Raw genomic sequence first — 16,894 nt, 5'->3', positions numbered from 1 at the left:
CGTCGGCCACAAAGCCCTGACAACGTGCGGTGATGGTCGCGGAATGTGTCGGTGGGCTCGACTAATCTCGGCGGGGTGAGTGAGAGCGACAGCGCGGTATCCGTGAGTGCCGACTCGGCCACACCCGAGCAGCGGGTGCGGTGGCAGGAGCTTGCCGACGAGGTGCGCGAGCACCAGTTCCGCTACTACGTGCGGGACGCGCCGATCATCACCGACGGCGAGTTCGACACGTTGTTGCGCGAACTCCAAGCCCTCGAGGACGCGCAGCCGGATCTGCGGACGCCCGATTCGCCCACCCAGCTGGTCGGCGGTGGGTTCGCGACCGAGTTCACCGCGGTCGACCATCTCGAGCGAATGCTCTCGCTGGATAACGTGTTCGACTACGACGAGCTACGCACCTGGGCGAGCCGGGTGGAAGCCGAAACCGGGTCCGACCTGCACTATCTGTGCGAGGTCAAGATCGACGGTGTCGCGCTGAACCTGGTGTACGAGAACGGCAAGCTGGTGCGAGGGGCCACCCGTGGGGACGGGCGAACGGGCGAGGACGTCACCCTCAACGCCCGCACCATCGAAGACATCCCCACCGAACTCACCCCCACCGCGGAGTTCCCGATTCCGGAACTCCTCGAGGTGCGCGGCGAGGTGTATTTCCGGCTCGAGGATTTCGCGACGCTCAACGCCCAGATCGTCGCCGAGGGCAAACCGCCGTACGCGAATCCGCGCAATACCGCGGCCGGTTCGCTGCGTCAGAAGAATCCCGCGATCACCGCGCAGCGGCGGCTGCGGATGATCTGCCACGGTTTCGGTCGCATCGAGGGGTACCGGCCGGCTTCCCAACACGAGGCATATCGCGCACTTGCCGCATGGGGCCTGCCGGTTTCGGAGCACACCCGCCTGGTCAAGGGCATCGATGCGGTTGTCGAGCGGGTCGCCTACTGGGGTGAGCACCGGCACGACATCGAGCACGAGATCGACGGCCAGGTGATCAAGGTCGATGAGATGGCTTTGCAGCGCCGTCTCGGTTCCACCTCGCGCGCCCCGCGCTGGGCGATCGCCTACAAGTACCCGCCCGAAGAAGCGACGACCACCTTGCTGAACATCGAGGTGAATGTCGGCCGGACCGGTCGGGTGACCCCGTTCGCGGTGATGGCACCGGTCTCGATCGCGGGCTCCACGGTCTCGATGGCCACGCTGCACAACGCGTCCGAGGTGAAGCGCAAAGGTGTACTGATCGGCGACACCGTCACCATCCGCAAAGCCGGTGATGTGATCCCCGAGGTGCTCGGTCCCGTCGTCGACGCGCGTACCGGCGCCGAACGCGAATTCGTCATGCCGACGCACTGTCCCGAATGCGCCACCGAACTCGCCCCGGCGAAAGAGGGCGATGCCGACATCCGCTGCCCCAACCAGCAGCACTGTCCCGCCCAGCTGCGCGAACGCGTCTTCCACCTTGCCGGTCGCGGTGCCTTCGACATCGAAGCTCTCGGCTACGAAGCGGCCAACGCCCTGCTCACCTCGGGTGCGATCACCGACGAAGGCGACTTGTTCGCCCTCGACGAGCAGGACTTACTCGGCGTCCCACTGTTCACCAAACAGGACGGCGCCCTCTCCGCCAACGGCGCCCGCCTGCTCGAAAACCTGAACGCCGCCAAGGACACTCCGCTGTGGCGGGTGCTCGTCGGTCTGTCCATCCGCCATGTCGGGCCGACCGCGGCCCGTGCGCTGGCCGCCGAATTCGCGAGCCTCGAACGCATCGAAGCGGCTACCGGAGAAGAACTTTCGGCTTCCGACGGTGTCGGCCCCACCATCGCCGCCGCGGTCGTGGAGTGGTTCACCGTCGACTGGCATCGCGCGATCGTCGACAAGTGGCGCGCGGCCGGGGTACGGATGGAGGACGAGCGCGACGAGTCCATCGAACGCAATCTCGAAGGTCTGTCGATCGTCGTTACCGGTTCCCTGCAAACCTTCACCCGCGACGGCGCCAAGGAAGCGATCCTCGTGCGCGGCGGCAAGGCGGCGGGCTCGGTGTCGAAGAAGACCGCGTTCGTGGTGATCGGCGAAGCTCCCGGCGCCAAAGCCGCCAAGGCGGAAGAACTCGGCGTGCCGATCCTGGACGAAGACGGCTTCCGGCTGCTGCTCGACAAGGGGCCGCTGGCCGTGCGCCCGGAATCGGGATCGGTCGAGGGACAGTAGCGCTGGTGAATCAGGAACGCGGACAGCGTAATCGGGCCGTCTGACTACACTGGCCGTAAACCTGTTCGAGGAGAGGCATGGGGGCGGAGTGGTTCAGCTCGTAGAGGGCCAGACCTTCGCCGAATACACGATCGAGGGAACGCTCGGCAAGGGCGGCATGGGCAGTGTCTACCTGGCCCGACATCCCCGGCTCGAGCGTCGGATCGCGCTCAAACTGCTCGCGCCCGAGGTGTCGTCCGATGCGGACCTGCGACGGCGGTTCGAGCAGGAAGCACAGGCGATCGCGCGCCTCGACCATCCGAGCATCGTCGGTATCCACGATCGCGGGATGCACGAGGGGCAACTGTGGCTCGCCATGCAATACGTGCAGGGCACCGATGCCTCGGCGCTCGATCCACGAGATGTCGGGGTGCGGCGGGCGTTGCGGATCGTCGCCGAGACCGCGTCCGCACTCGACTACGCACACAGTCGCGCGGTGCTGCATCGTGACGTGAAACCGGCCAACATCCTGTTGTCCGCGCCTGACACCGGTCGTGACGAGCGGGCGGTGCTCACCGATTTCGGCATCGCCCGCCTGCTCGATGCCACCACCGAACTCACCGCCACCGGAATGGTCACCGCCACTGTGGCTTTCGCGTCCCCCGAACAGCTCGGCGGTACTCCGGTCGATCACCGCGCCGACCAATACTCCCTGGCCTGCACACTTTTCGCGTTGCTCACCGGACGTTCCCCTTTCGCCGGGCGCAGCCCCGGTGAGGTCGTCGCCGCCCACTTGGGACAGCCGTTGCCCGCGCTGAGTCGGCTCCGAAACGATGTCCCGGCACAACTCGACGAGGTGATCGCTCGCGCCACGGCCAAACGCCGCGAGGACCGTTTCGCCAATTGCACAGAATTCTCGGCCGCGGCCGTAGCGGCAGTCGACGGGGCATCGATGGACGCGCGGCGGGCAACCACGCGGGTCGCGCCCCGCGAGCAGGTGACGGCGTCCACCCGGTCGGTGCCGCGCGAATCGCCCGGGCCACGGGAACAGTCCGCGGCGATGGCGCGGCCCGCACCGCCCGCGGTGCGCGGCCCGCGGCCTGCCCACCCGGCGTCGTTCCAACTGCCGCAGGGCAGGGTCGCGCCGGGGGACCAGTCCGCGAGGCAACCGTCCGCGCCACGCACCCCGCCTCGGGACCGGCCGGACGAACGGGTGCGGTCGGATGAACGGGTGCGGCCGGACGAACGGGTGCGGTCCGACAAACGGGAGCGGCCGGATCGGTCGGTGGCACGCTCCGCGTCGGTGTCCCGGGATTCGCGCGCGCCGCGTCAGGCCGGATCCGAACTTGCCCAGCGAAACCCGGTCCGCCGCTCGACGCGGTCAAGTCGGGTGGTCATCGCACTGAGTTGCGTCGCGCTCGCCGGTGGCCTGTACGCGGCTTTCGGGGCGTACCGACTGTGGGCGCAGATCCGCGCGAGGGACGAAGGTGGGCCTTCGTATCAGATGACCGGTGGGTACGGCCCGCTGCCGGTCGAACATCTCGCTGTGTTGACCCTGGGGGTGGCCGCCGTCGCGGTCCTGCTGTCGATCGGCGCGGCCGGACTGCTGGCCAGGAAGGGATTCGGCCGGTGGGCGGTTGCCCTCGGCAGCGCCGGTCTGGTCGGGATCACGATCTTGCAGTCGCTGCAACTGTACTCGTGGGACCTGAAGTACAAGATCCTGCGGGACACCACCATCGATCCGTACGTCCCCGACGTGCCCGGCGCCGTGGTCTACAGCATCGTGGCGATCACCGCCGTGACAACAGGATTGATGGCGCTGTGGCGGCACCCGGGCCGGTGACCGGCCGCGCGACGGTCAGTTGGCGGTGACGGTGACGGTGTTGCCGATCTGGGTCTTGATGTCGAACGACGCGCACTGCCCGTTGGTGAGCTCCTGGGTGCGCAGCGGCCGCTTCTTGATGTTGGTCCGAATCTCCACCGTCACATCGGTGCCGGCCATCGAGCACACTTTGGAGACGGGACCATCGGTGTAGGACACCGACCCCGCACCCTGACACGAGTTGGTCGAGTTCCCGAGGAACACCCGCGCGGTCCCGTTCGGGCACGGATCAGCCATCGCGCTCGGCGCGCCGACCAGTGCGGCAGGAACAAGCGCTCCCGCAGTCACGGCAGCAACGACAACTCCGCGAACCATCATCCGAACCGCCATCAGGGCACCCATCCTCGTCGCCGACCGTCACACCTACGACCGACCAGCCGCAGTGCTCAGCACCTTAATGTGTTCCCGCCGAACACGCCCGGTTTAGTAACAGTCGTTCACCGCCTGCGCCGACCCCGCAATTCGGGAGCGGCGCGTCGGTGGGACGTGACGTCCCCTAGTCTTGCGAAGAATCTCGGAGAGGTGGACCTTTGCTGCGTAGTTTTCAGGTGACCAATCATGGATCGCTGGCCGAGGCTCAGCAGTTGCGCCTGACCAAGGGGGCCGGTCCGTTGGCGGTGCCGGTCACCGCCGTGCACGGGGTGGCGGCGTCCGGGAAGACGAGCCTGATCGATGCGCTCGGGCAGATGCGTGATGCCGTGCTGAATTCGGTGAGCGGGTGGGATCCCTATGCGGGCCCGGTGCGGCGACCGCATCTCGGGTTCGCTGATCGCCCAACGGAATTCGTGGCGGGATTCGTCGCCGAGGGTGTGCCCTATACCTATGGGTTCCGGCTCGACAATGCCGACGTGGTGGCGGAGTGGTTGTACACGCATCCGCGCTCGCGCAAGCGGATCGTGTTCGAGCGCAACGGTGACGAGGTGAAGATCGGGCCGATGTTCGAGGCGGCTCGGTACGGCGTGGCGGCACTGGTGCCTCTGGTGCGGCCGAATGCGCTGCTGTTGAGTCTGGCGGGACAGATGTATGCCGAGGCGCTGGTGCCCGCGTACCGGTGGTTCGCGGCGAATCTGACTGTGCAGCAAGGCGAGGTCGAGATCGACGCGCTCGCCCACGACCTCGGCAGCCACATCTCCCGTTCGCCCGACAATGCCGCGCGCCTGCTGATGCTGCTGCGCACCGCCGATCTCGGGATCGAAGACCTGCTCGTGGCCGAACACGACCCGATGTACGCGGACTATCTGCGCGACCTCGACACCGAAATCGCCGCGCTGGCAGGACATCTCGACCACCCGGAGCAAATCCTGGTCGACCGTGAACTGAGCACCCTGCGCGCGGCGCGTGACGCGCTGTACCGGCGCATGGTGGACCGTCGCGGGGCCGGGCTGAGCCTGGTACACGAGGGCATCGGCGTCCCGTTCGAACTGGCCGACGAATCCACCGCCACCCGCTCGCTGCTGCGCGTGCTGCCCGCCATGTTGGAAGCCCTCGACACCGGTCAGGTGCTCGCGGTCGACGACCTCGGCGTCGGCCTGCCGGTCGAGGAGACCGACCGCCTCGTCCAGCTGTTCCAGAACCCCGAAACCAATGCCCGTGGCGCACAACTGATCTACACCACCGCCAACCGCACCCTGATCGACCGCGGCAACGGCCGCTCCCAGCGCACCCGCACGGCCGTGTGGCAGCTGCGTCGTGAGCAGGGGGTCAGCGAGCTCACACCGCTGTAAGCGCGTCGCCGCGACAGACGCGGCTGAGTTGTCTCGGCGTCGTGTCGGCTCGAATCGCGGGACGCTCCAGCTGGTTCGCCGCTTGGCCCGAGCGCTCGGGCCGGTGCAGATCGGTGCCGGACACTGGCGTAATCGACCACTCGGCCCTCCTGGAATCAGTTTTCTGACTGAACGGCGGCGAAGTGGGCGAAAATGCCGGGCTAGCATGGGCGCATGCTCGAAGTGGTGATGGCGGTTGCGCTGGTGACGATGCTGGTGGTGATGATCGGGGCCGTTGTCGCCGGACGCAACCGCGGGCGTGGGGCGAACCTCGAGCAGGGGACGCTCGTCGTGACCGGGGTGAGCCCGCTGCCCGAGATGACCGGCGAGCACTACGTGACGATCACCGGCACCCTCACCGGTGCCACGGTCGCCGACAAGGTGGTCTACCGCCGCTTCGCCTGGGACGCGGCCCACTGGCCCGCCATCGGCGACCATCTCTCCGTCGCCTACTCGCCCCGCAACCCGGACGACTGGTACCCCGACCACCCCGGCCAGCGCCCCTACTTGGGCTCCTGACCGCTGAGCTGCACCTCTCCGCCGATCCGGCGGCACGGTGAGGAACGCTGGGTGCGGTATAGCTCACATTCTCGCGGGTGCGATCATGCCAGGATGCACGGCAACGAAGACCAGGCCACCGGACTGCAGATCCGTCCCGCTCACCCCGATGAGTACGACGCGATCGCCGCGCTGACTGTCGATGTGTACGTGGGGGACGGGTATGTCGCCGACGGGGACGAATACATGCAGGAGCTCGCCGCCGTCGCGCACCGGGCGGCCGAGGCCGAGGTTATGGTCGCTGTTCATGAGGGGCAGGTCGTCGGCTCGCTGACCGTCGCCGAGCCCGGCACGCCGTATGCGGAGATCGCCCGGTCGGGCGAACTCGAGTTTCGGATGCTCGCGGTCTCCAAGCAGGCGCGTGGTCTCGGGGTTGGCACGGCACTGGTGCGCGCCGTCGTCGACCAGGCGAGATCAGGCGGCTACGAAGCGGTCGCCCTCACCACGATGTTCTCGATGGTCGACGCCCACCGAATCTACGAACGGCTCGGCTTCGTCGGTGTCCCGGAACGGGATTGGGCCACCCACGACGGGTTGCAACTGATGGTCATGCGCCTCGCGCTGAGCTGATCGCGGCCTTCGAACGGACGCCGTCTCAGTCGATCAGCCCGGCCGTCGCGAGCCGGCGCGCGAACCCCGCCGATACGCAACAGGTTTCGGCGGCGACGATCAGTTCAGGACGGTCGCGACGATGCCGGCGAGGTAGCCCAGTCGCGCCACTTCCGAGGGACGGAAGTCGGGTCCGCCGGGGCGGCCGAGCAGCAGCGCCCGGCCGGTGTTGCCCAGCGGCGCGGCGGCGAGTTTGGTGTCCATGTCACGCCAGATCTCCGGCACCCAGTCGGCCTCGCCGTCGAGCCACATCGGCTTCTCGATGGGCATCCACGGGGCCGAACCCGCTTGTGTCTCAGGCGCACTCGGGCTGCCGACGATGCGGTAGGCACCGGCCGGACCCATGCCGATGATGGTGGACCAGCCGACGCGCAGCACGCGCGGGCAACCGTCGACGAGCACCTGGAGACGGTCGTCGCGGGCGCTGGCGACCTGGTCGATCAGCTCGAGTTCGCGGTGGGTGTCGAGCACCCCGGAGTACGGGCGGATGGAGTCGACGGCCACATCGCGCACCGATTCCGCGGCGGTGATCAGGGTGTCGGGCAGTGCGCCGGTGGGCACTTCGACGACGAGATCGTCGATGGCGAAGCCGGCGCCGCGTTCCACGACATCGAGCGAGAGTATGTCCGCGCCGACCCCGCCGAGGGCGAGTGCGAGGGAGCCGAGGCTTCCCGGTCGATCCGGAAGTTGCACGCGGAGCAGGTATGACACGTGCGGTCCTTTCCTTGCCGGCCGGGGCTGTTCGAGACGAATACCCGGTGAAGCAATACTTACACCCCTGAACGCGGGTTATCGACCCGAAGTATGACCCCATCCGCCCGACATGCGCGAACTTTCGTTCCGTATGGGTGCGTCCGACGTGTGGGGCGGGCGCGTCGAAACCGATAAGGCCCGCCAATTAGGCGTACCTCCGCCTTCGCTCCGGCCATGCGCAGGCTGAGGATTGCTGCGCAACCGTGCTGAATTAGGCTGTACCGACTACTGCCCACCGAAGCCGAAAGGGGTCCCGCGGTGCCCGCAATCTCCCGCGACGAGGTCGCTCACCTCGCCCGGCTGTCCCGGCTGGCGTTGACCGACGCCGAACTCGACCAGTTCGCCGGTCAGCTGGACTCGATCCTCAGCCACGTGCAGACCATCACCGAGGTCGCCGCCGATGTCCCCGCCACCGCGTCGCCGAACCCGACGACCAATGTGACCAGGCCCGATGTGGTCGTCCCCGGTCTCACCCCGGAGCAGGCGCTGGACCAGGCGCCCGCTGTGGAAGAACAGCGTTTTCTGGTCCCGCAGATCCTGGGAGAGGGCGAATGACTTCAGCATCGCGAAGCGATTCCATGGGGGGCGGCGGTCGGGCGACGGGTGGGCGCGAGTTGACCCAGTTGTCGGCTGCGGAGCTGGCGAGCAAGATCCACGGCGGCGAGGTGTCCTCCACCGAGGTCACCCAGGCGCACCTGGACCGCATCGGCAAGGTCGACGGCGAGCTCAACGCCTTCCTGCACGTCGCGGGTGACCAAGCTCTCGCCGCGGCCGCCGTGGTCGACGCCGCGCTCGCCGCGGGCGAGACCCCGGCCTCGTCGCTGGCGGGAGTTCCGTTGGCGCTCAAGGACGTTTTCACCACCACCGACATGCCGACCACGGCCGCCTCGAAGATTCTCGAAGGCTGGATGTCGCCCTACGACGCGACGGTCACCGCCCGGCTGCGCGCCGCGGGCATCCCGATTCTGGGCAAGACCAACATGGACGAGTTCGCGATGGGCTCCTCCACCGAGAACTCCGCCTACGGCCCCACCCGCAACCCGTGGGACACCACCCGCATCCCGGGCGGGTCCGGCGGCGGTTCGGCGGCGGCACTGGCCTCGTTCCAGGCGCCCCTTGCCATCGGCACCGACACCGGCGGCTCGATTCGTCAGCCCGCCGCGGTCACCGCGACCGTCGGCGTGAAGCCCACCTACGGCACCGTCTCGCGCTACGGCCTGATCGCGTGCGCGTCGTCGCTGGACCAGGGTGGTCCGTGCGGTCGCACCGTGCTCGACACCGCGCTGCTGCACGAGGTGATCGCCGGACACGACCCGCTCGACTCCACCTCCCGCGATGTGCCCGTGGCGCCGGTCGTCGCGGCCGCACTGCAAGGTGCCAACGGCGACCTGACCGGTGTGCGCGTCGGCGTGGTGCGCGAATTGCACTCCGACAGTTACCAATCCGGTGTGCTCGCCTCCTTCGACGCTGCCGTGGCGGTGCTGAAGGAACTGGGCGCCGAGGTGATCGAGGTGTCGTGCCCGAGCTTCGAGTACGCGCTGTCCTCGTACTACCTGGTGATGCCGTCGGAGGTGTCGTCGAACCTCGCTCGCTTCGACGCGATGCGCTACGGCCTGCGCGTCGGTGACGACGGCAGCCACAGCGCCGATCAGGTGATGTCGCTGACCCGCGAAGCCGGTTTCGGCCCGGAGGTCAAGCGCCGCATCATGATCGGCACCTACGCGCTGTCGGCGGGCTACTACGACGCCTACTACGGCCAGGCTCTGAAGGTCCGCACGATGATCGCGCAAGACTTCGACGCCGCCTACGAGAAGGTCGACGTGCTCGTCTCGCCGACCAGCCCGTTCACCCCGTGGAAGCTCGGCGAGAAGGTCGACGACCCCCTGGCTATGTACCTGTCGGACCTGTGCACCCTGCCGACCAACCTGGCGGGCCACCCCGGCATGTCGGTGCCGTCGGGTCTGTCGGCCGATGACAACCTGCCGGTGGGTCTGCAGATCATGGCGCCCGCCCTGGCCGACGATCGCCTGTACCGGGTCGGCGCGGCCTACGAGGTGGCGCGCGGCGCGCTGCCGACGCCGAGCACGGTCTGAGAAAGCTGTTCCGGGAGCGGGGCGCGCCGGGCTGAAAAGCCCTGGCGTGCCCCGTCTTTCGTTTCTCGCCGCTCAGGCCACAGACCGGTCCGCGACCCCGCGCGTCATCGCGCCGAAGCCCGCGCGCAGGTGCTTACCGAGTGCCAGGTTCACGACGGGGCTCAGCCAGCCTGCGAGGGCGAAGCGGGACTCGTAGCGGCAGCGGTCGGGGCCGAGGGGGACGACGGTGTGGGAGCGCAGGCTGTGCAGGGCGCCCAGCGGCACCGGCTTCATGGTGTAGCTGAACTCGACCCCCGGAGTGTGGGTGCGGATCCATTCCCGCTGCGGCCGGCGGTTGTCGCCCAGCTGGACCCGCATGTCGATGGTCGAGCCCGGTTCCAGGGTGCTCGACGCCTCGTAGCAGAAGGTGTTCCACTCGCCGTAGCGCTCGAAATCCGTGAGCACCTCCCACACCTTCGCGGCGGGGGCGTCGATCTCGATCGTTTCGTCGATGACTAGAGACATGCGTGAAAACTAGGACATGTTCTAGTTTTCGGCAACCGGATTCAAGCGAAACCTCCGCCTTCGCTCCGGCCGTGCGCGGCTGAGGACGCTTCGCGGCGGTGTGCACTATGCGAATCGGCGGCGGAACTTGCGCAGGGCGTCGATGATCACGGCCGAGGCCGCCGTCACCGCGAACAGGCCGAGGACCGTGCGGGCCAGGGGCCAGAGGTTGGGGCGGTCGGCCGGGTCGGTCTGGGCGAAGACATTCTCGACCACCGGGGCGGCGTACTCCTGGCGGCGCGAGTTCACGTCCACGGCGGTGAACGCGATATCGGCCATCACGCTGCAGCGGGCGCGGGAGAACTCGTCGTCGCGCAGCTCGCAGGAGGCGTGGATGCGCCGGTTCAGTGCCGCGTCCACCGAGCGCCGCGCCCAGGCGCCGAGGGGTTCGTCGACCCGCTCGGCGTAGCGCAGCACGTCGTAGCCCAGGTCGTGCGCCTTGCAAGCCGACTCGAACTCGGCGGGCAGCGTCACCGGTGAGGAACAGCCGCCGTTCGGGTTCACCAGCAGCCCGTCCTGCTGCGCGGGGTCGTAACCGAACTTGAAACCGAAGTCGCGGGGGATGAGCGAGGTGGCGTCGGGGCTGTCGTCGATGAGCGCGCGCACCGCTTCGGCGGCGGCGACGTTCTCCGTGCCGCTGGGGGTGGTGCCCATGGCGCCGGGAGCCGACATGACGACGGCCGCGGCCATGGCCAACCCGGCCGTGCACAGCGCGACACCGCTTCGGCGGCGGTGCTGCGCGGGAGCGGGGGATGGCGCGGAGGCGGCGGAATCTGCGGTACGGGCCACAGCGGCGGCGGGTACCGGGCGAAGCGGGGTGTTCATGGCCTCCGACGGTAAAGAGCGGGTCACACGGCGGGCATCCCGCTGCGGACTGGTTTATCAGGGCGCGCGGGTGGCAGACCCGGCGCCGGGGTCACACCAGGGTAGGGGGTCGCATTCGGTTCGTGGGTATGAGGTCCGCTGACCGGACGGTTCGTAGTCTCATTGTCATGACCGCACCACTGCGCCCCGCCGCGCGACGAATATCCGCGCAGACCTGGTTCGATTTCGCAACGGTGCTGGTCGCGCTGGTTTTGTACAGCATCGCGTGGCCGACGCTGTTCGTGACCCACCAGGTTTCGCCGGTGGTGGCGCCGATGCTGTCGGCACTCGCGGTCTTCCCGATTCTGTTCGTGCGGGTGAACCCGGCGCTGGGGTGGGCGATCTCCGCGGGCGCCGCGCTGCTGTTCTCGATCGGCATGCAGCCGGGCCCGGACAACGATCTGCCCTTCCAGGTCGTGCACGTCATCGTGCTGTTCGTGCTGCTGTTCGCGGTGGCGATGCGGGCTTCGGTGCCGATCGTGGTCGTCGCGTGGGCGGCCACCTCGATACTGTTCGCCACCACGATGCCCGGCTCGGACACCGGTCCACTGTGGGGCTGGGCGATGGGGTTCGGGGCGCTGGCGCTGTTCGGCTACCTGGTGCGGATCCTGCTGGCCTCGCGGCGCAAGCTCGAGCGGCAAGAGGAGGAGACCGAAGTCGAGCGCGCGCGCCGGGCGATCCTCGAGGAGAAGGCGCGCATCGCCCGTGACCTGCACGATGTGGTCGCCCACCACATGTCGATGGTCGTGGTGCAGGCACAGACCGCGCCGTACCGGATCGCCGATCTGGACCCGGCCGCGAGCGCCGAATTCGCATCGATCGGCGCCACCGCTCGCACCGCGCTGAACGAGATCCGGGGCATGCTCGGAGTGCTGCGCAGCGACGGCCAACTGCCCGAACACGCGCCGCAGCCGCGCGCCGCGGACGTGCCCGCGCTGTGCGAGTCGGCCGCGCGCGCCGGGCTGCCGGTCGAGTGGACGGTGAGCGGCGATCTGGGCTCGGTGCCGGATACGACCGGGCTGGTGATGTATCGGGTCGTGCAGGAATCTATGGCCAACTGCGCGCGGCACGCGCCGGGGGCGGCGGTACAGGTGGCGGTGGCGGTCGACCCGGGGGTGGTGAGCGTGAGCGTGCACAATGCGGCGGCCGCGACGGTGGCGCTGCCGAGTGCGGGCGGTGGGCACGGCATCGACGGAATGCGCACCCGCGTCGGCGCGGTCGGTGGTGAGCTCACGGCGGCGCCGACGCCCAGTGGCGGATTCGAGGTCTCGGCGAAGTTGCCGACGCTCTAGACGGATTGCAGCTGAGGAACGCTTCGCGTCGGCGCCTATTAGGCGTACCTCCGCATTCGCTCCGGCCGTGCGCAGCTGAGGAACGCTTCGCGTCTGCGCCCATTAGGGTGGTCGAGTGGCTATTACCGTGTTGATCGCCGACGACCAGGCGATGGTTCGCCAGGGGTTCGGGGCCCTGTTGGGCGCGCAGACCGATATCAGCGTCGTCGGTGACGCACCCGACGGGAAAGTCGCGGTGGCCGAGGCCAAGCGGTTGCGGCCAGATGTGGTGTTGATGGATGTGCGGATGCCGGAGATGAACGGACTCGATGCCGCCCGCGCGATTCTCACCGCGAATTTCGATCCGCCGGTGCGGGTGCTCATGCTCACCACCTTCGATATCGACGACTACGTCTACGAGGCGCTGAGTATCGGTGCGAGCGGGTTCCTGCTCAAGGACGCGCCCGCCGAGGAGCTGGTGCGCGCGGTACGAGTGGTCGCCGACGGGCAGGCGCTGCTCGCTCCGACCATCACCCGCAGGCTGATCGCCGACGTCACCCGCAGACGCAATACCGTGCGCGCCGCCCCGTCGCCGGCGCTGGGCACGCTGACCCCGCGCGAACGCGAGGTGCTCGAACTGGTGGCGAAGGGGTTGTCCAACACCGAGATCGCCGCGGCGCTGTTCGTGGCCGAGCAGACCGTGAAAACCCATGTCTCCAAGGTGTTCTCGAAGCTCGGGCTGCGCGACCGCGCCCAGGCGGTGGTCCTGGCGTATGAATCCGGCCTGGTCGTTCCCGGCTGAGCCGGTGCGCTCAGCGCGGGCAGACCCCGCCGCGCAGGTTCGGCAGGTGCCGCGACAGCAGCAGCGTCATCCGGTCGAGCAAGGCGGTGGTGTCGTCGAACGAGCCCGAATCAGCTTGTGCCGCAAGGGCGACCGCGAGCTGCCCGCTGCCGACGGGCACCAGCCCGAACTGGCGCACCGTGTACATCCCGGTGATGTCGTCCGGGCCCCAGCCGCCCTTGAACTCGGTGTCGTCGAGCAGGCCGAGGCCCCAGCCCTGGTCTTCGGTGATCTCGCCCATCAGCGCGGTGACGACCTCACTGTTGGGCAGGCACGGCAGCCGCGACGCGAACCGCACCTGGTTGGCCAGCGACCACTCGGTGCCGCCGAATGCGGTGGTGTCGAGTTCGGTATGGCTGGAAGCCTTTCCGGTGTCGCCTGCCTCGTCGAGGACCTGCTGCACGGCGTCGGCGGCTTCCGGTGCGTCACCGAGGGATTCCCAGAGGCCTTCGGCGGCGTCGTTGTCCGACACCGTGATCGCGGCCTGCACCATCTCGAAGATCGACTGGGTGGAATCGTGGCGCAACGCCGCGACGGCCAGGGGGACCTTGATCGTGGACCAGGCGATGCCGGTGGACCAGTCGCCGTAGATCGTCATCCGGCCGCCGCCGACCGGCATCAACGCCATGCCGACCTGTCCCGGCAGCTTCGACTGCAGCAGCGTGAACTCCGCCGCCAGCGAATCGGGCAGACCGATGGACAGTCCTGGATGCCAGGCGTCTTCGCTGTTGACGGTGACCGTGGGCGCGCTCACCGCCGTCGGGGTGCCCGGCGTGGTACACGAGGTGGACAGTGCGGCCGACGCCAGCACCCCACAGAGCAGCAGCCTGCGACAGGCAGCCGCCGTTCCGGTCGACTTCACCACCGAATCCTCCCCACCACCCACTGCGCGTGCTCCGGCGGTGCAAACTTCTCGTCGAGCGCGTCCGGAAACTCCCGGACGACTGTTAGTAAGTTTCACCGATTTTCGGCGAGAATTCGAATGAGCGTGGTCACACGGTCGGAAGGGGGTCGTTGTGCACGACATCGGTGAGGTGTTCGCCGGGTTCACCATTGAGGCGATGCTGGGCCAGGGCGGCATGGGCACGGTGTATCTGGCCCGGCATCCGCGACTGGACCGGCTGACCGCGCTCAAGCTGCTCAACCGGGATCTGTTCGCCGACGAGCGCGTTCGGGCCAGGTTCGAACGGGAGGCCGATTTGGCCGCCGGGCTCGACCATCCGGGGATCGTCACCGTGTTCGACCGGGGGTCCGAGGGTGAGCAACTCTGGATCAGCATGCAGTACGTCGACGGGATCGACGCCGCGACCGTCGATCCGATGGCGTTGCCGCCCGAGCGGGCCGTGCAGATCATCGAAGGTGTCGCCGACGCACTGGATTACGCGCACGGCAGGGGAGTGCTGCACCGAGATGTGAAGCCCGCCAACATTTTGCTGGCGCGGTCCAGTGGCGGTCAGGGCGAACGGGTGTTCCTCACCGATTTCGGGATCGCCCGCCTGCGTGCGGACTCCACCCACCTGACCCAGCAGGGAATGTTCACCGCCACACTGGCTTACGCGTCGCCGGAACAGATGACGGGTGCCGAACTCGACCACCGCTCCGACCAGTACTCCCTGGCCTGTTCGCTGTACTGGTTGTTCACCGGGGTGGCACCGTTCGACTCCGCCGACCCGAACGAGATCATTCGCGGAACCCTCTACGCCCCGCCGCCGCCCTTGGCGCTGCGCCGGGCGGGTCTGCCGCCGATCATGGACGCAGTCCTCGCGGCAGCGATGGCGAAACATCCTGCGGCACGGTTCGATTCGTGTGCGGCATTCGCCAAGGCGGCGCGCCAGGCGTTGACTTCCAAGACGCCACCGGTTCTTCCGCGGCCGCCAGCCAACCCGGCGCCCGGTTACTACCCACCTGCTCCGCAGCAAGGACCGGCCGCGCCCTTCGTGCAGCCCGGCATGGTGCCGCCCGGCATGGTGCCGCCCGGTTACCAAGCTCCGCCCATGCAGCCTGTGCCACAACCTCATTGGCAGCCACCATCCCGGCCGTTCGGAGCTGTTGCGCCGGCACCGCAGCACCCGCCTGCGGCGCCGCCCGGCGAAATGCCTCCGGTAGCTCAGCGACCCCCAGTCAATCCCATTGCCGCACATCCGAATACCCGGCAACCGGTGCCCGGTGCCGAGGCCCCCTCGTCGATGTCTGCCAGGTCGCCCGCAGTCGCGGTGCCGACCGCAGGGGCACCGGCCGCAGGGGCACCGGCCGCAGGGGCGCCGACTGCTGGGGCGCCGTCGGCGCGATCGTCCGGCGCACAGCTGCCCGGTGTGGGTGCGGCTTCCTCGAACGACTCGACTGTCGGACCGCCCGCCGATTCGGGGGCACCCGCGGATTCGGCAAGCCCCGTCGAAGGCACGCAGGCGCCACCCGGTGGGGCTGCCGGAATGCCGTCCAGCCCGGTATCTCTGGACAAGCCGCCAGCGGCTGGCTCGCTCGGCAAGGAGGCGGCCGACGATGAGGTATCAGCCACGGCTGCAACCGATGTGCTGGCGACGCGCGATGCGGATGCGCTTGATGCGGCGAACGCGGCCGCGCTGACCGAGGTGACGTCGATCGCGGGACCACCGACCGTGGCCCCAGCGGGGTCTGTGCCGCCACCGAGCGCGGCCGGGCAGTCCAGCCGGCTGGGGCCGGCTGGCGAGGCGGAGCAGGGCAATGCGGGCCGACAAAGGGGTGCGGGTCAGCCGGGTAGCGCTGGTCAGCCGGGCGGGATGGGGCAGCCGGGTAATGCTGGGCAGCAACCCGGTTCGGGGCAGCAGGGTGAGGTGCCGCCGGGGCATCGGGGGCCCTTGGGGCCGTATCGGGGGTATTGGCCGGTGCCTCGGCGGGTGTCGGGGATGCAGCGGTTCGGCTGGGTTGTGTTGGTGGCGTTGGTGCTGGTGTTGATCGCGCTTGTTGTCGCGTTGGTTGTGGTGGTGTTGCCGGACGACGACGGCGATCTCGACGCCGCGGGGGGCGCGAATGTGCCGTCGAGTTCGGTGGCGGAGGTCGCCGATTCGTTCGGGGAGAGTCGGCGGGTTTTCCCGACGTTGGTTCCGCAGGGTGAGAACGGTGAGGGGGTTGGGTATCGCGGGGCTCGATGTGTGGGGGTGCGCAGCGTCAGCGAGTTGGCGTGGAAAGAGCCTGCGCTGCAGTGGACTCCGGTCGAGACCGCGTGGCAGTGCGATCGGGTGGACAACCAGGTCGGGGCGGTGAGTTACCTGGTGCTGGAGTACGCGAACGCCGGGCAGGCGCGGTCGGTGGTGGATGCGCTGCCGGGGGCCGTTCGCGATGCGGGCGACAAGGACGGGGTGCCGTTCTCGGTGCAGCGGTGGGCCGTCGGCGATCCGGGGAGCGCGCGAATGCAGACCGCGTACCAGTTCGTGAGCTTCCCCGACGACGACGATCGCGCGAATTACCTTGTCGCGGTGAGCCGTCGGGGCAGCAGTGGCACTAACGGGGCCCCACGCCCCTCCGCACAGGACGAGGTCATCGCCTGGTGGGAAGACGTCCCACTCTGA

At 68.6% G+C, this 16,894-nt stretch carries 15 protein-coding genes; 10 read left to right on the top strand and 5 right to left on the bottom strand.

What is annotated here, in order from left to right:
* The first annotated feature begins 102 nt into the window (after positions 1-102).
* Together ligA and ACFW6D_RS04240 are read left to right on the top strand one after the other, a co-directional pair.
* Entirely contained in the window at positions 103-2,193 is a 2,091-nt protein-coding gene (ligA, locus tag ACFW6D_RS04245) for an NAD-dependent DNA ligase LigA (protein WP_379325032.1), read from the top strand.
* An 88-nt stretch (positions 2,194-2,281) separates the two neighbouring features.
* Positions 2,282-4,015: a protein kinase gene (locus ACFW6D_RS04240; RefSeq protein ID WP_379324598.1), complete on the top strand. Its 1,734-nt coding sequence runs from the start codon at positions 2,282-2,284 to the stop codon at positions 4,013-4,015.
* Positions 4,016-4,030: 15 nt separating this feature from the next.
* Here the strand turns inward: ACFW6D_RS04240 and ACFW6D_RS04235 are convergent, their stop codons facing one another.
* Positions 4,031-4,342, bottom strand: coding sequence for a hypothetical protein (locus ACFW6D_RS04235; RefSeq protein WP_379324596.1), 312 nt, complete (start codon positions 4,340-4,342; stop codon positions 4,031-4,033).
* A 260-nt stretch (positions 4,343-4,602) separates the two neighbouring features.
* On the opposite strand from ACFW6D_RS04235, the gene ACFW6D_RS04230 reads away from it, so the two are divergent.
* From ACFW6D_RS04230 to ACFW6D_RS04220, 3 genes are all read left to right on the top strand, one after another.
* Complete coding sequence (locus ACFW6D_RS04230; protein WP_379324594.1) at positions 4,603-5,778, top strand: ATP/GTP-binding protein; 1,176 nt, start codon at positions 4,603-4,605, stop codon at positions 5,776-5,778.
* Positions 5,779-5,991: 213 nt separating this feature from the next.
* Positions 5,992-6,336, top strand: a complete 345-nt coding sequence (locus ACFW6D_RS04225; RefSeq protein ID WP_379324592.1) for a hypothetical protein — start codon at positions 5,992-5,994, stop codon at positions 6,334-6,336.
* Positions 6,337-6,429: 93 nt separating this feature from the next.
* A complete protein-coding gene (locus ACFW6D_RS04220) occupies positions 6,430-6,945 on the top strand; it encodes a GNAT family N-acetyltransferase (protein WP_379324590.1) in 516 nt (171 codons plus the stop codon).
* Positions 6,946-7,044: 99 nt separating this feature from the next.
* Here the strand turns inward: ACFW6D_RS04220 and ACFW6D_RS04215 are convergent, their stop codons facing one another.
* On the bottom strand, positions 7,045-7,695 hold the full coding sequence (locus ACFW6D_RS04215) for an amino acid-binding protein (protein WP_379324588.1): 651 nt from the start codon (positions 7,693-7,695) through the stop codon (positions 7,045-7,047).
* Between the two features lie 300 nt (positions 7,696-7,995).
* Here ACFW6D_RS04215 and gatC point away from each other — a divergent pair, with 300 nt between their 5' ends.
* Both gatC and gatA read left to right on the top strand, forming a co-directional pair.
* Complete coding sequence (gene gatC, locus ACFW6D_RS04210; RefSeq protein ID WP_301902357.1) at positions 7,996-8,292, top strand: Asp-tRNA(Asn)/Glu-tRNA(Gln) amidotransferase subunit GatC; 297 nt, start codon at positions 7,996-7,998, stop codon at positions 8,290-8,292.
* A 23-nt stretch (positions 8,293-8,315) separates the two neighbouring features.
* Positions 8,316-9,830 (top strand): Asp-tRNA(Asn)/Glu-tRNA(Gln) amidotransferase subunit GatA, encoded by a 1,515-nt coding sequence (gatA, locus tag ACFW6D_RS04205; RefSeq protein ID WP_379325030.1) that lies wholly within the window; start codon positions 8,316-8,318, stop codon positions 9,828-9,830.
* A 72-nt stretch (positions 9,831-9,902) separates the two neighbouring features.
* Here the strand turns inward: gatA and ACFW6D_RS04200 are convergent, their stop codons facing one another.
* Together ACFW6D_RS04200 and ACFW6D_RS04195 are read right to left on the bottom strand one after the other, a co-directional pair.
* Entirely contained in the window at positions 9,903-10,334 is a 432-nt protein-coding gene (locus tag ACFW6D_RS04200; protein WP_379324586.1) for an SRPBCC family protein, read from the bottom strand.
* Positions 10,335-10,439: 105 nt separating this feature from the next.
* Positions 10,440-11,198 (bottom strand): hypothetical protein, encoded by a 759-nt coding sequence (locus ACFW6D_RS04195; protein WP_379324585.1) that lies wholly within the window; start codon positions 11,196-11,198, stop codon positions 10,440-10,442.
* A gap of 167 nt (positions 11,199-11,365) precedes the next feature.
* On the opposite strand from ACFW6D_RS04195, the gene ACFW6D_RS04190 reads away from it, so the two are divergent.
* Together ACFW6D_RS04190 and ACFW6D_RS04185 are read left to right on the top strand one after the other, a co-directional pair.
* Positions 11,366-12,529, top strand: coding sequence for a sensor histidine kinase (locus ACFW6D_RS04190; RefSeq protein ID WP_379324583.1), 1,164 nt, complete (start codon positions 11,366-11,368; stop codon positions 12,527-12,529).
* A 115-nt stretch (positions 12,530-12,644) separates the two neighbouring features.
* Positions 12,645-13,310, top strand: coding sequence for a response regulator (locus ACFW6D_RS04185; RefSeq protein WP_379324581.1), 666 nt, complete (start codon positions 12,645-12,647; stop codon positions 13,308-13,310).
* Positions 13,311-13,320: 10 nt separating this feature from the next.
* Here ACFW6D_RS04185 and ACFW6D_RS04180 read toward each other — a convergent pair whose 3' ends face one another.
* Complete coding sequence (locus tag ACFW6D_RS04180; RefSeq protein WP_379324579.1) at positions 13,321-14,211, bottom strand: hypothetical protein; 891 nt, start codon at positions 14,209-14,211, stop codon at positions 13,321-13,323.
* A gap of 154 nt (positions 14,212-14,365) precedes the next feature.
* On the opposite strand from ACFW6D_RS04180, the gene ACFW6D_RS04175 reads away from it, so the two are divergent.
* The gene (locus ACFW6D_RS04175; protein ID WP_379324577.1) at positions 14,366-16,894 is read left to right on the top strand and encodes a protein kinase; all 2,529 of its coding nucleotides are present in this window, start codon (positions 14,366-14,368) and stop codon (positions 16,892-16,894) included.

Source organism: Nocardia sp. NPDC058705, assembly GCF_042749305.1.
Classification (GTDB): Bacteria; Actinomycetota; Actinomycetes; order Mycobacteriales; family Mycobacteriaceae; genus Nocardia.
Note: the sequence above shows the minus strand (reverse complement) of the source record. Positions and strands in the feature narration are given on the sequence as shown.

What these genes read in the sequence shown, in the direction of transcription:
- ACFW6D_RS04195 (WP_379324585.1), bottom strand. Translation starts at nt 11,198, where the DNA reads ATGAACACCCCGCTTCGCCCGGTACCCGCCGCCGCTGTGGCCCGTACC.
- ACFW6D_RS04190 (WP_379324583.1), top strand. Translation starts at nt 11,366, where the DNA reads ATGACCGCACCACTGCGCCCCGCCGCGCGACGAATATCCGCGCAGACC.
- ACFW6D_RS04220 (WP_379324590.1), top strand. Translation starts at nt 6,430, where the DNA reads ATGCACGGCAACGAAGACCAGGCCACCGGACTGCAGATCCGTCCCGCT.
- gatA (WP_379325030.1), top strand. Translation starts at nt 8,316, where the DNA reads ATGGGGGGCGGCGGTCGGGCGACGGGTGGGCGCGAGTTGACCCAGTTG.
- ACFW6D_RS04200 (WP_379324586.1), bottom strand. Translation starts at nt 10,334, where the DNA reads ATGTCTCTAGTCATCGACGAAACGATCGAGATCGACGCCCCCGCCGCG.
- ACFW6D_RS04225 (WP_379324592.1), top strand. Translation starts at nt 5,992, where the DNA reads ATGCTCGAAGTGGTGATGGCGGTTGCGCTGGTGACGATGCTGGTGGTG.